Origin of the sequence: Colwellia psychrerythraea 34H, assembly GCF_000012325.1 — a bacterium.
GTDB classification, from domain to species: Bacteria; Pseudomonadota; Gammaproteobacteria; order Enterobacterales; family Alteromonadaceae; genus Colwellia; species Colwellia psychrerythraea_A.
In genome coordinates this window covers 441525-455445 of record NC_003910.7, presented here as the reverse complement: position 1 = coordinate 455445, position 13921 = coordinate 441525, and the positions used below count along the sequence as shown (strand labels likewise).

The 13921-nt window shown below is 37.4% G+C and carries 14 protein-coding genes; 3 read left to right on the top strand and 11 right to left on the bottom strand.

Translation table 11 applies throughout. The features are described 5' to 3' along the window. Nucleotides 1-129 precede the first annotated feature (129 nt). Both CPS_RS02035 and metB read right to left on the bottom strand, forming a co-directional pair. Complete coding sequence (locus CPS_RS02035) at nucleotides 130-2676, bottom strand: bifunctional aspartate kinase/homoserine dehydrogenase II (RefSeq protein ID WP_049757715.1); 2547 nt, start codon at nucleotides 2674-2676, stop codon at nucleotides 130-132. A 26-nt stretch (nucleotides 2677-2702) separates the two neighbouring features. After that, complete coding sequence (gene metB / locus CPS_RS02030; RefSeq protein WP_011041316.1) at nucleotides 2703-3869, bottom strand: cystathionine gamma-synthase; 1167 nt, start codon at nucleotides 3867-3869, stop codon at nucleotides 2703-2705. 248 nt (nucleotides 3870-4117) lie between these two features. On the opposite strand from metB, the gene metJ reads away from it, so the two are divergent. Together metJ and CPS_RS02020 are read left to right on the top strand one after the other, a co-directional pair. Then, nucleotides 4118-4447, top strand: a complete 330-nt coding sequence (gene metJ / locus CPS_RS02025) for a met regulon transcriptional regulator MetJ (RefSeq protein WP_011041315.1) — start codon at nucleotides 4118-4120, stop codon at nucleotides 4445-4447. Between the two features lie 267 nt (nucleotides 4448-4714). Continuing rightward, nucleotides 4715-5995, top strand: a complete 1281-nt coding sequence (locus CPS_RS02020; protein ID WP_041736578.1) for a sensor domain-containing diguanylate cyclase — start codon at nucleotides 4715-4717, stop codon at nucleotides 5993-5995. A gap of 88 nt (nucleotides 5996-6083) precedes the next feature. On the opposite strand, the gene CPS_RS02015 is transcribed toward CPS_RS02020, so the two are convergent. From CPS_RS02015 to hemE, 4 genes are all read right to left on the bottom strand, one after another. Next, nucleotides 6084-6989 (bottom strand): hypothetical protein, encoded by a 906-nt coding sequence (locus CPS_RS02015; protein WP_011041312.1) that lies wholly within the window; start codon nucleotides 6987-6989, stop codon nucleotides 6084-6086. Continuing rightward, on the bottom strand, nucleotides 6989-7846 hold the full coding sequence (locus CPS_RS02010) for an ABC transporter ATP-binding protein (RefSeq protein WP_011041311.1): 858 nt from the start codon (nucleotides 7844-7846) through the stop codon (nucleotides 6989-6991). Before CPS_RS02010 ends, CPS_RS02015 begins: the two co-directional genes overlap by 1 nt. A gap of 2 nt (nucleotides 7847-7848) precedes the next feature. Beyond that, on the bottom strand, nucleotides 7849-8208 hold the full coding sequence (locus CPS_RS02005; protein WP_011041310.1) for a GntR family transcriptional regulator: 360 nt from the start codon (nucleotides 8206-8208) through the stop codon (nucleotides 7849-7851). Between the two features lie 763 nt (nucleotides 8209-8971). Further along, complete coding sequence (hemE, locus tag CPS_RS02000; protein ID WP_011041309.1) at nucleotides 8972-10039, bottom strand: uroporphyrinogen decarboxylase; 1068 nt, start codon at nucleotides 10037-10039, stop codon at nucleotides 8972-8974. Between the two features lie 698 nt (nucleotides 10040-10737). On the opposite strand from hemE, the gene CPS_RS01995 reads away from it, so the two are divergent. Beyond that, nucleotides 10738-11283, top strand: a complete 546-nt coding sequence (locus CPS_RS01995; RefSeq protein WP_011041307.1) for a DUF2780 domain-containing protein — start codon at nucleotides 10738-10740, stop codon at nucleotides 11281-11283. Nucleotides 11284-11350: 67 nt separating this feature from the next. Here the strand turns inward: CPS_RS01995 and sodX are convergent, their stop codons facing one another. The 5 genes from sodX to CPS_RS01970 all read right to left on the bottom strand — a co-directional run bounded on the left by sodX (nucleotide 11351) and on the right by CPS_RS01970 (nucleotide 13797). Then, the gene (gene sodX / locus CPS_RS01990; RefSeq protein WP_011041306.1) at nucleotides 11351-11647 is read right to left on the bottom strand and encodes a nickel-type superoxide dismutase maturation protease; all 297 of its coding nucleotides are present in this window, start codon (nucleotides 11645-11647) and stop codon (nucleotides 11351-11353) included. Nucleotides 11648-11669: 22 nt separating this feature from the next. Then, the gene (gene sodN, locus CPS_RS01985; protein ID WP_011041305.1) at nucleotides 11670-12173 is read right to left on the bottom strand and encodes a superoxide dismutase, Ni; all 504 of its coding nucleotides are present in this window, start codon (nucleotides 12171-12173) and stop codon (nucleotides 11670-11672) included. A 25-nt stretch (nucleotides 12174-12198) separates the two neighbouring features. Next, entirely contained in the window at nucleotides 12199-12381 is a 183-nt protein-coding gene (locus tag CPS_RS01980) for a hypothetical protein (protein ID WP_011041304.1), read from the bottom strand. A gap of 24 nt (nucleotides 12382-12405) precedes the next feature. Continuing rightward, entirely contained in the window at nucleotides 12406-12834 is a 429-nt protein-coding gene (locus CPS_RS01975; RefSeq protein WP_049757714.1) for a hypothetical protein, read from the bottom strand. Between the two features lie 225 nt (nucleotides 12835-13059). Then, nucleotides 13060-13797 carry a lectin-like domain-containing protein gene (locus CPS_RS01970; protein WP_041736573.1) on the bottom strand — a complete coding sequence of 246 codons (738 nt, stop codon included), beginning with the start codon at nucleotides 13795-13797 and terminating at the stop codon, nucleotides 13060-13062. Between the last annotated feature and the right edge of the window lie 124 nt (nucleotides 13798-13921).

The following is a 13921-nucleotide window of genomic DNA, read 5'->3' as shown; positions in this document are numbered from 1 at the left end:
CAATTACCTTGATTCACAATGATTTGATTAACATTATGAATCAAGATAATAACAGTTTACTTTTGAGGATAAACACCTAATGAACGGCATAAAACATTGGTTTTTTCAGCACTTTGTCACTCGTAATCTCTAGTTAATGCCCTTTATCTTCACTTGACTTTGTTTATGAGCAAGCTGCTGACAAATCTTAACGAGATCTGAGTGTAAACCGCCAGCCGTGACGTCACGTCCAGCACCGGGACCACGAATAATCAAAGGGTTATCTTGATACCAATGACTACTGATTTGAAAAATATTGTCACAAGGGGTTAGGTTGGCAAAAGCATCACTTTGCGGCAGCACTTCTAAACTGACTTTTGCACTAATACCTGTTTCTGGATTATGCTGAAAACGAGCAACATAGCGAATGCACGCACCTTTACGATTCGCTTCAGATAACGCGGTAGCAAAATACTCATCTAGCTCATTAGCTCTGGCTAAGAATTCACTAGTTGATAAAGCTTGTAATGCTTCTGGCACTAAGTTTTGACAATCAATATCATCTAATGCTAATTCAAAACCCGCTTTTCGCGCTAAAATGAGTAACTTACGCTGTACATCTCTACCTGATAAATCTTCTCGAGGATCAGGCTCGGTAATGCCTTGTGCCAAAGCATTTAATAACAGCTCTGAAAACTTTGAACTGCCATCATAGGTTTCAAATAACCACGAGAGCGTACCTGAAAATATACCTGATAACTCACTGATGCTATCGCCACTTTGACGCAAGTCATCAATAGCATAATTGATTGGTAAACCCGCACCTACCGTAGTATTGCCTAACCATAAACTATTATGACTATCCGCAGTATTGACTAAATTATTATAATGAGCTGTACTGCTTGAAGCAGCCCACTTATTGGCACCAATCACATGTACACCTAGAGCAAACATCTGTTCATACAATAAACTAAAATCTTCGCTAGGCGTGATGTCTACCACAATTAACTCATCGTATGGATTTTGGGTCAACCAAGAAATAAGCTGTTCGTGATCATAGCTTTGGGCTTCTTGAGCAAACAATGAAGTTGCTTGGTTTACATCAATACCATCATTGTTAATTAACGCTTTTTTCGATGAAAGCAAACCAACTAAATGTAAATTCTCTAACGCGTATACTTTATTAAGCTGCGCGGGTAATAATTCTAAAAAACGTTCGCCTATATTGCCCATACCCGCAACAACTAAGCCAATATGACGAGCATCTTTTGTCATCTCATGGTGCACTGTATTTAAGAGCTCAATTGAACAAGGTTCAGGTAAAATAGCAATCACGCTATGATTATTATCACTACCAACCAAGTTCAATGGTTTAGCGGCTTTTAATGAGCGTTTAAAGCGCGCCCTGATATCACCACGTTCAGCTACGCGATGGCCAACGGTTGCGATAATAGCAACCGGCTTAAAAGTAATTTCAACATCATGACTCGCCAACCAATCACTCAAGGCTTTTTGTTGTCCTTGTGTGATGACCATAAAGCCCTTTTGGTCATCTATACAGATAGGGGAAAACTCAGCCTTCGCCCTAGTTGCAGCTTCACCTATAAAGCTCACCGATTGCGCTAGCAATAAATCATTAAGGTAGGTTACAGATAACTCTTGCTTAGCAATCTGACCAAACTTACCAATTTCAGTGCCGATGACTTGGGCATCAAAACTACTAGCGACATGCAGATGGGTATGATGCTCACTTAATGGGTTAATCAATGGTAATAAGGTTTTAGCATGCAAAACGGGGTTACCCAAGCGGCCTAGTTCTTTTGCGACGCCATTGGGTAAACGATGTAATTTTCTAGCGCTAGGAACAACACGAGGATCGGCACTGTAAATACCATCAACATCTGTCCATAGAGTCACATTTCCAGCGGCAACTAAAGACGCGATAATAGTCGCGGAGTAATCACTACCGTTACGGCCTAAGGTACAGCTTTTACCACGAGAATCTTTACTGATATAACCAGTAATAACCGCTAACTTACCAAACTGACGTCTTTGTCTTAATTGTGCAGCACTTAGCGCAGTATCAACTACGCAACTTTGTTCATTATCGATAACAAGAAAATCACGAGAGTCGATACTATTACTTGGGCAAACTTGCTCATTAAGTAACGCCGACAACAATCTTGCTGACCATACTTCACCTAAGGCTAAAACATCATTGTGATGCTGAACAATATCCGCGGTTAACCAAGTCGTTAATTGCTCAATGTCTTTATGCAACCTAAGCAATAATTGCTTGGTATTATTAGCATTCAATAATTCAGTAATAAGTTGCGCTTGCTCTTTCGCTAACTCATCAATCGCTTGAGTTAATTCATCACTTTTTTGTATTGTATCTTCTGCGATGGTTCGTTCGACCAGAGAATAGAGAGCAAATAAACGGTCAGTTGTTTTACCATTAGCTGAGACCACAACGATATCGTTTAACTGACAATTTTCACGGATAATTTCAAGCGCACGTTTAATACATTTGGGCGTTGCTAATGAACTACCACCAAATTTATGTACTTGAATAGCATGTTTAGCCAATTTATTTTCTGCAGCTACTTCAGCAATAAAATCAATATCTGCAATTTCGTTGCTAGACACTGCTTTATCTTCGTTGACCTTATTTACAATCGTATTCTCTTGTTTCATCTCTCTGCCTGCTAATCTGTTTGTTATTACAGTTGGCTCTGCGTTAAACCATGTGCTAAATCAGCTAATATGTCATCAATATCTTCAATGCCTACAGATATACGTACTAAAGACTGAGTAATCCCCGCTTCAAGCTGATCTGGGATTGTCATACCTGCATGCGTCATAGTTGATGGGTGACTGATCAGACTTTCAACACCACCTAATGATTGTGCAAGGGTGAACAATTCGAGGTTTTCAAATAATTTTTTAACCGCTTCAACGTCACCCTTTATTTCAAAGCTTAACATTGCACCAAAGCCATACTGCTGTTTTTTGGCAATATGATGACCTGTGTGTTCAGGAAAACCTGGGAAATATATCGCATCAATAGCATCGTGATTTTTTAAAAAATCAGCAACTCGTAGCGCATTTTCTTGGTGTTGCTTCATTCGCACCGGTAATGTTTTTAAACCACGTAACGCGAGGAAACTATCAAAGGCACTGCCGGTAATACCAATACAATTCGCCCACCACGCTAACTGCTCACCTAACTCTTCGGTTTTAGCAACGACAACACCGCCCACTACATCACTATGACCATTAATGTACTTAGTGGTTGAGTGAAAAACAATATCAGCGCCTAGCGTAAGAGGTTGTTGCAGCGCTGGAGATAAAAACGTGTTATCTACCGCGACTAATGCACCTACTGCGTGACACGCTTTGGTTACTACTTCAATATCTACCAAACGTAATAAAGGATTACTTGGGCTTTCAAGTAACACCAATTTTGGCTTATGTGCTAACGCATTATCCAGTGCTTGTTGGTCATTTTGATCCACAACAATAAGCTTGAATTGACCACGTTTAGCTAAATGAGTAAATAATCTAAAACTACCGCCATAACAATCATGAGGAATGACGACCGTGTCTTGGGTAGATAATAACTGACAAATTAAATGCACTGCTGCCATGCCAGTACTGGTAACAATACCAACACTGCCTTGCTCTAATTCTGCAATCGCGCCAGCAAAAGTAGCTCGTGTTGGGTTACCCGTACGAGAATAATCAAATTGGCGTTTGTTATTAAAGCCCTTTAATGAATAGGTACTGGATAGGTAAATAGGAGCAACCACAGCGCCATGCTGCTGGTCGGTATTAATACCGGCTCTTACTGCCGAAGTGGTAATATTACCTTTTTTAGTAATCGACATTTAGTTCTCTCCATTAATTATGCTAGGTAATGAAACGCAGTGTTTAATTCGCATGTTTTATCAGTAATAACGCCGATATATAGCAACATCAGCGTTTAGATGTTTGGACGTCTATAACTCTAAACACTTTCATTAATTGGGTCAAGTAATTTTAGACTTCTAAACTTCTACTTGACTGGTTTTATGCAACAGGTAAAATCTATACTATTACATTTTAGAATACGTTATAACAAGATAGAGGAATATCGATGGCTCAGTGGAATGAAGAGTATATAAATCCCTATGCCGAACACGGTAAAAAGAGCGAGCAAGTAAAGAAAATTACCGTTTCTATTCCTTTGCGCGTCTTAAAAGTGTTGACAGATGAACGTACTAGACGCCAAGTAAATAACCTTCGCCATGCTACAAATAGTGAATTGTTATGTGAAGCGTTCTTACATGCATTTACTGGGCAACCCCTGCCTGATGATGAAGATTTAGCAAAAGATAATAATGAGAAGTTACCTGCAAGTGTCAGACGCTTGCTTGAAGCAAAGGGAATTACTGACTTTAGTGCTTACGAAGTTGAGGATGAATAACGTTTAACAATAAGTTAAACACACAAAAAAAAGGTACCTAATAAGTGCCTTTTTTATTGCCACTTTGTATTTGAAAAATCTGAGTAAGGCATGCGCCTCTGTCTACAAAGCTGAAAAAACAAAGCATAGCGCTTAACTGCACTTAAAAATACCGCCAAGAGCAAGGTCAGATAATTTGCTAGTTATCTATATGTGCTAATATATAACTTAGCAATTCATAGCTATTTGGGTTGTGATTCGTTAGCTCTTCTACCTAAGGCGAATACTTTGAGTAAAGAAAAAAACATAAACAACGCTGATGACACCATTAAAGATCAGATATTAGCCAGTATCGATTCCTTTATATATACCAAAGATTTATCGGGAAAATACACCTATGCAAACCAAGCGGTTTTAGATTTATTTGAAAAAAACTTAGCAGATGTTATTGGTTTTGATGATACTCACTTTTTTGATTTAGCTTTATCTAAACAATTAAAAGCAAACGATCGTATGGTGATGGATCAAGTAATCCGCATTGAAAATGAAGAAAGTAACTTTATCAGAGCGAAAAATGAAACCCGTATATTTAAAGTGGTCAAAAAACCACTTTTTGACCATTTAGGTAATGTAAACGGCATTTGTGGTATATCGACAGACATCACAGTAGAAAAACAACTACAAGAACAAGTCAATGAACAAAGTTACTTACTTGAGACCATGCTTAATAATATAGATGCCCATATTTATGTTAAAGACTGTGAACGTACCTTTTTATATGTGAATAATCGCGTTGCCGAGTTATTTGGCGATAAGGCCGAGAACATCATAGGTAAAAAAGATACTGATATTTTACCCAAAGAAATTGCCGAACATTTTTACCAATCAGATAAGCAGGTTTTTGAAACCAATCAAAAACAGGTCATTGAAGAAACGACTCATGGTGAAAATGGTGATAACTGTCACTACATCAGCACTAAAGTCCCCTTTGATCGGCCAGATAAATTACCCGCATTAATCGGTTTTTCAACTGATGTGACCGAACTATTCAAACTTAAAGAAGAATTTAAACTACTTGCCAATACTGACCCATTAACCAATTTATATAATCGACGCTTTTTCATTGAGCAAGCAGAAAAAGAGTATCAACGTGCAAAACGCTATTCATTGTCTATGACACTGATCTCCATTGATATTGATCATTTCAAAAGCATCAACGACCAATTTGGTCACCCTGCGGGTGACCAAGTATTAATAGAAATTGCTAAGCAATTAAAAGCGAGTTTACGGCAAACAGATATTCTAGCGCGCATCGGTGGTGAGGAGTTTTCTATTCTGTTACCTGAAACCTCGGCGATGTCAGCCATGACTTTTGCAGAGCGTATTAAAGAAGAACAAAGCAGGTTAATCATTACTGGTGATTGGCAGGGAGAAATAAACCTTTCGGTGAGTATCGGTGTTTCAAGTCTTATCGCCAGCGACAAGGCCTTTGATGTGTTATTTTCTCGTGCAGACAAAGCCTTATATCAAGCTAAGAATACCGGTAGGAATACCGTTTGTTATCTATAAAAAATGCCAATATACAGGGTAACGAGTACATTGGCATTAACTACTTAATCATCTGATTTAAATATACTTTTAGTGCATAAATCACTCATTATGATTCTTGCTTATTCACTCTAAACCAATAAGTGGTGAATAATAACCCCGCAGAAACCAATACTGTTCGATAATCAATTTGAGAAATTAACATCAGTAATGTTGCTGAGCGTGACGCATCTTGATCGACTGATACATCAGCAAGATGTTCAGGAGTCATAGAGAAATAATCCATCAAGAAATGCCCAAAGAATGGTTGCGATAAGTGTAGATAATGAACCACAATTGCCTCAATGACCAATAACGCGACTATCGGTAATACCGCCCATAAAAAAGGTGCTTTATTCGCGTAAATAGATGCCAACATTAGCCAACTGTACAGAGGTAATAACCAAATAGCGATTGGTACGAGTGTTAACCAAATATAACCTACGCCACTTATTATGTCTGCGCCTGCCAGCATGCCCCATAATGAAATATCAAACCCAATAGATAATACTGAACAAGCAATCACTGCCAGTACCAATATAAATAACATCAGCAATGTCGCTGCCATAAAGAATATCACTGGAATGACAATAGCACCGGTTAATACTTTACTGGCAATAGTCATTTTATCTGACACAGGCAACGAACGCCAAAACATCACTGATTGGTCTCGTCTTTCGTCAAATAAGCAGGTAACAAAATAATAAACTTGCACAATAAAGCCTATTGCAATGAATGGACTAAACAGCGCTATCGCAGAAACAAAAAATACTTCACTGATACGATCAGATGATTGAAATTGAGCTAAATTCTCCAGCCCTACCATCAACTCTTTCATATCAACGCCATTTAATATCACACCAAGTAGAGGAATGAATATAAAGACTCCGGCTAAAGTCACTGGCACCCAAGTCAGCATGCCATTAAATTCCCACAACTCTTTTTTAATTGAGGCTTTCATTATTGTTGTATTCATTAACAAGTCTCCTTATTCATCACACCAACAAAAACATCGGCTAAGCTCGGTATTGATACTTTACCTAAACCTTGTAACGTTTCTTTATCTTGATTATCAAATAACATGGTCGTTAATCCCATCATGCTATTTTTAAATAAAGGATTCAGTTCATCCGCTTGAGGTAACTGTTCATTAGCTACTGCCACTATATTAAAGCGCTGTTTTATCTCCTCAGTACTTTGTGCCAATACTATTCTCCCATCCTGAATAAAAGCAACGTCTGTCAATATGTGTTCAATCTCTTCGATTTGATGAGTAGTAACCACAATACATTTATCTTCGTTATAAAAATCTTCTAATAAATGATTATAAAACTGACGACGAGTTAGAATATCCAAACCTAGGGTTGGTTCATCTAAAATCAACACCTTGGCATCAATGGCCAGAATCAGCGCTAAATGCAATTGCGCCACCATACCTTTAGATAAAGCTTTAACTTTATCGCCTAACGCAATATTGGTTTTTGCTAAAAATTCATGGGCTTTTTCTAGATTAAAATTCTTGTGGATATCTTGCATATAGCTTAAGGCTTGTGAAACTTTTAACCATTTAGGCAATATAGCTACATCGGCAATATAAGCGACATCATTTAACATGTTAACGCGATCTTTTCTTGGATGATGACCTAGAACACTGATATCACCTTCAAAATCGGTCAAGCCCAATATAGCTTGTAAACAGGTAGTTTTACCTGCGCCGTTAGGTCCAACCAAACCAACAATTTGTCCTGCGTTAACAGAAAAGTTCACTGACGAAAGCACCTGCTTGTTGCCAAATGATTTACTGACATTATTTACTGAAATTAGTGAGTTCATAATTACCCGTCCCAGCTGCTGGTTAATAGTTGTTCTGGCGAGAGTTTAAGTCGAGTGATTTGCTTTAATACTTCTGGCCACTGGTGTGACAAGAAGCTTTCACGTTCTCTGTCTAGCATCAAAACTTGTGCTCCAGGCATAACAAACAAACCTTTACCACGTTGTTTTTCTACAACCTCTTCATCCTGTAACATTTGATACGCCTTTGAAATAGTCATTGGGTTAAGCTGATACTCAGCAGCTACCTTTCTAACAGAAGGTAAAGCCTCTCCTTCTTTGATATAGCCATCCAATATACGAGTGACTACTTGCTGATACAGTTGTAGGTAGATTGGTTTTTCTGGATCCCATTGAGGTGTCATGCCCTATTCCTTGAATAATACCAAAAAGATACTAGTGTTATACATCACTAGCACACCGAAACACAAGTACAGTTATTATTAATTTTTAGTTTTTTGTCGTACTACAAGACCTTAACGATTAAACAAAGGCATTCAAGATATTGATAATTAATAGGAAATGACTTTTATATTATGAACGAAGTAACAATGTAACAGAGTATGTTTTTCGGTATTAATTTATGAAATGCTGAGTTTAGAAGGTGTAAATAGACAAACGCAACACACCCCCATTGAAGGATAAGAAGCTTGGCAAGGGAAAAAATTAATAGGGAGTTACAAAAATATAATACCAATCCCATTAAGTTTGTTCCCACTCCGAGCTTACCAGCGGTTTGAGAACAAATAGAATTTTTTTGCCTATAGTTATTCTATATGAAAAAAATCCTGTGCGGTTATCGAATCGCTGAAAAGCTCCACAAGGGCCAGTTTAAAAGGCTTATATGCTGCGTTATTAATTTTGAGAAGGACGCTGCATGGATGCAGCTTATTAGAGAATGCAGGAGCATATTCTCCTGAATAACCATTCACTACAATCAATGCCTTGCCTCTAAGCCTTTTAACTCTCGCTGAGTAATAAGAAACTTATTCGAATTGGTATAATTCTATTTACCGATTAAAATAGAGCAATAAAAAACCGCTATTAATTTACTTAAAGTAAGTTAATAGCGGTTTTTTTTTATTTACTATAAAGCTGGGTTTATATTCCAGCGATAATTAAAGCATCTTATTTATGATAAGGCTTACTTAAACGGTGTACTGATTCAATGAAGTGACCTGCATGATCAGGATTCACATCTGGATGTATACCATGGCCTAAGTTAAATACGTGACCTGTACCACCTTCACCGAAGCCTGATAGTATTTTTGAAACTTCTTGTTCAATACGTGGCAATGGTGCATATAACATTGATGGATCCATATTGCCTTGTAGAGCAACTTTATCACCAACACGTGCTTTTGCATTTTCAATATCAATGGTCCAATCTAGGCCAACTGCATCACAACCAGTTGCCGCGATAGATTCTAACCACATACCGCCATTTTTAGTGAATAATGTCACTGGCACTTGACGACCTTCATTATGACGCGTTAAACCATCAACGATTTTCGCCATATATTGTAATGAAAACTCATTATAATCACGTGGAGATAATACGCCGCCCCAAGTATCAAATACCATTACAGATTGCGCGCCTGCAGCAATTTGGGCATTTAAATAACTAATGACTGAGTCAGCCAACTTATCAAGTAACAAATGTAAGGTTTGTGGCTCAGCAAACATCATCTTTTTAATTTTAGTGAAAGCTTTAGAACTACCACCTTCAATCATGTAGGTTGCTAATGTCCAAGGGCTACCTGAAAAACCAATCAGCGGTACTTCGCCTTTTAGTTCTTTGCGAATAGTACGCACGGCATTCATTACATAACCTAATTCATCTTCTGGATCAGGTACGGCAATTTTATCAACATCCGCTTTACATGTAATAGGACGTTCAAATTTTGGTCCCTCACCTGTTTCAAAATATAAACCTAAACCCATAGCATCAGGAATAGTTAAAATATCACTAAACAAAATCGCAGCATCTAATGGGAAACGACGTAATGGTTGAATAGTTACTTCGCAAGCCAATTCAGCATTTTTACATACCGACATAAAGTCACCGGCATTTTTACGTACTTCACGATACTCTGGTAAATAACGACCCGCTTGACGCATCATCCATACCGGCGTGTAATCTACTGGTTGCTTTAATAGCGCACGTAAATAGGTATCATTTTTTAATTCTGTCACCAATAGTTCCTCTTATCTTATGCTTTGTAATCACTTAGACAAATTACTTACGCGTAATAGTGTCACCATGAATCATTTAATTTAGTGATTTAACAGCTGCTATTTGAAAAGCATCTCGTTAATGGTTTTTATGTTGCGCAGTTTAGCATCGACCAGCCATTTGATCTATGCGCTAAATCAACACTCCTGAAAAAATAAACTACCGTTGAATCAATAATAAAAGTCCTTTGAAATATAAAAGTTCAATTTATATAACTTTTTTTTTGATACGCTAAATTATACTTGATTTTCATCAATGAATTTTGAATCAATAGGTTAGCAGTTTATGCCTGTTGAACAAGCCTACTACGAAGAGCATCGTCGAGTTTATGCTCTACTAAAGTTGTTGCGGTGGTAAAAAGGCTTTGGTATAAAATGCCTGCGCTAAAGAAAAACAATAATAAAAACAAAAAATAAAAACAAAGACAGAAAGAAAACAAAAGTAGCTCAAACTAAAAATAATAAAAAATAGTAGCTACAAAAAATTAATAATAAGAAGCTTGGTAACAAGACCAATATGCGAGCATTTCAGGCCTTTCTCTTCGAGAAGGGCCTTTTTATTTGTGCAACGCTATATACTTTCAATAAACAATTCCTGTAAATTTTTTCAGTAAGCATGTTAAAGTAATCTATTACAAAATTTTAACATGGAGTTAATCGTGAAATTATCAATTATATGCCTATCAGCCTCAGTTGCACTTATTAGTTTAGCTGGCTTTACCTCATTCACAGCCAGTGCCATCGACTTAGGCACCATTACTAAATCTTCATCTGAGCAGCTTAAAACGGCCGCTAAAGATATAGGTGTACCATTAGAAACAAGCGCTATGATCGGATATGCTGCGAAGCAATTAAATTTATCTGAAGCAACTGTAGCAGCTAGCTTTGGCTCACTTCTTAAAGTAGCGCAAGATAATTTATCCCCGGAAAACTTTTCTCTCATCAGCAAAGCTGTACCTGATGCACAAAGCTATGTAGAAAAAGCGCCGAAAGTAACTAAGTCTTCAATGAGTTCTTTATTATCAAGTGCTGGCGAAGCCGGTAAAAAAGCAGAGAGTTTAGATTACTTAAACTCAGCCTTTGACAAATTAGGCATTTCTAGTGAACAAGTACCTGGCTTAATCAATAGCTTTAGCAGTTATTTAGACAAGAGTGGTTATGAAGGCGCTGCATCAGCCTTAAAGAAGGGTTTAAGCTTCCTATAAGCCCTTGGTCGTTCTATATAGCCACGATTGAAAATCGCTGGCTATAACTCCCTCCACTCTTTTTTATCTATGTAGGCGGAAATACCCACAATACTTTTCCTTGTATTTGTGATTTGCCCACCGGGCCTAATTTCTCAATAGGCACGCTAGTTTTATGATGGCCCTTTAGCCAAAAAAAACCATTTCTATCTACTTGCGCCAATGACTTAACAATGTAGCCATAGCGAGGGTGAAACACCTTGAGTAAATTACCTTCTTTTAAGTTAAATATTTTCAACCAAGGCACAACAAAAATATAACTGTTCTCTGGAATAAGAGGTGACATGCTCACCCCTGTCACTTTACAAAAATGAAAACCAAACATAATTTACTCTCGTATAAAATGGTTAACCCTGTAAGTTAGGATATATCAGGGATTCTTCAGGTGGATAGGGACAAATAGCGCTAAATGTAGCGACTTTCTTAGTTGCCCAAAAGATCTCAGCAAAACGGTTTACTTGCTGCAATAATATTTGCGCAGCCTCTTTACTGATATGCTGTTTTGCCTGTGAACTTGCTAACATAATGTTATGCACTAATTCATGTAACTCTGGAAATTGCGTTAATTGTGGCGCTTTAATGTAATCACCCCAGATTACGCTTATTTCTTCTTTCACTTTGATACCATGGTTTTCTTTTTGATTTACCAGTCTTAAGAATTCTGCTTGTTCATCTAAAGTAAGTGATGATTTGGCTTTTAATTCATTGAGTAAGTCCACCATGCGAATGATAGTCAGTACCGAAATTTGTGCTCCGATAGGATCATAAATTTTGCACGGAATGTCGCAGTGCGCCATAACAACTGGAAAGTGTAGTTTTTTATCAAATTTAGCAATAATATCGTAAAGCATCATTCTCTCCTTCTATCATAGTTGCTCACCTTTTTGGGGCAGTGACTTCTTTAAACACCACAACAACGGCGGCAACAATAACAGGCACTAGCCAAAGTAAGTTCACTAAACCTGAGCCAGAAGCACTATGATCATGTCCTGGGTGGGCAAGTAATGGGTTACTTAGTAATGCTCCCAAGCCAGCAAAAATAATAACAACTTTCTTCATCGTAATATCCTATTAGTAAGTAACCTAATGCATTACCGGTTGGCTAGCATTGACAGTAATTTCCATTTTTTTAAGCGATGACAAACATCCATCGCACGCAGGGTATTTTTTACTAAACGCCAGCAAGGGCATTAACGTTATTTTTAATGTACGTAACGCAACAAACTTTAGATCATCACTGTATTGAGATTGCTGTGATAATTCTGTCATGCGTTGATGGGGAATTTGTAAATACCGGAAGGCTATTTTTGGTTGACCTAGCTCTTCATACAGAACAGCCAAATTATGAAAAACACTAATCCATGCCATGAGTAAGTTACTATTTTCAATATCGGCATGCCATTCATGCTCTAGACACTCAATGGCTTGATGATAATATTCTTCAGCTAAAGGTAACGACAGTTTGTTAAAACTATCGTTACCTTTTAATAGCAGTGATTGCCAAACTTCCATAACCCACCAATGCAAATGATAACAGTTCGCATTCTAATTTAATTATTTTGTTCTGTAAATAATTATTTTCTTTGTTATTTAATGGGTATGTTAACTAGTTTGCCAAAACTATTTGAAGGGAATTCAAAAGTGAAAGGGTTCAAAGGTCAAATGAGATAATGATGGACAAAAAAAATCCCTGCTAAGTAGCAAGGATTATCGAGGTATAAATTCTTCAAAAATAAATTATTTTTTAACTGTTTTTCTTCGTGCTAAACCAAACAACGCTAAACCAAAAATAGCAAGCATTGAAGGCTCTGGTACGGCAACGGTACTACCAATGAAGTTATCAACAACTTGACGACTTCTGGCACCACCAGTTCTAGCCCCAAAATTAAATTGACCACTATAAGCAGCCCAATTGGCAACATCGTGAGTAAATAGTGACGTACCATCTAGTGAAACACTAACTAAACCATCAATCATAGAAATTGAAGTACTATGCACTTCACCATTTTCTAAGATAGTAGTCGAGATGTTCTGCTCTACTAATGATACACCGTCATAACGTAAGCTAATATGGTTACCTGATACTTCTCCATTACTCCAAGTATCAAACCCAATAGCTAAACCTGAAAATAAACCTTCTTCACCTGCCGCACCAACATCACCTAAACGGCTAAACGTTAATGAAATACCATCCGCTCCACCATTACCATTCTGATCAATACGGAAATCAAAATTTGCATCCCAAGCTTCAATCAATTGACCATTATCTTGATCAGTAAATGACATTCCACCTAATAAACTATTGCTAGATGGAGTTAATTGCGCTTCTTGGTTAATTACAGAAGATGGTCCGTAAAAGCTCACACCCGCAGGCGAGCCTGAATTAAAGTCTTCAGAAATTAAACCGGCAATAGCTGAGCTAGTAAAAGCAACTGATAATGGTAACGCAATTAAAATTTTTTGTAATTTGTTCATTAAGTAGTTCACCATAAAATTGAATATATGCACTAGTTGCAATAAACGAACCACATTAAAATAACGCTGTTTTTCAGTAGATTAGAAGTAAAACATTTAGCCATAGACTAATTTTGTAAAATTT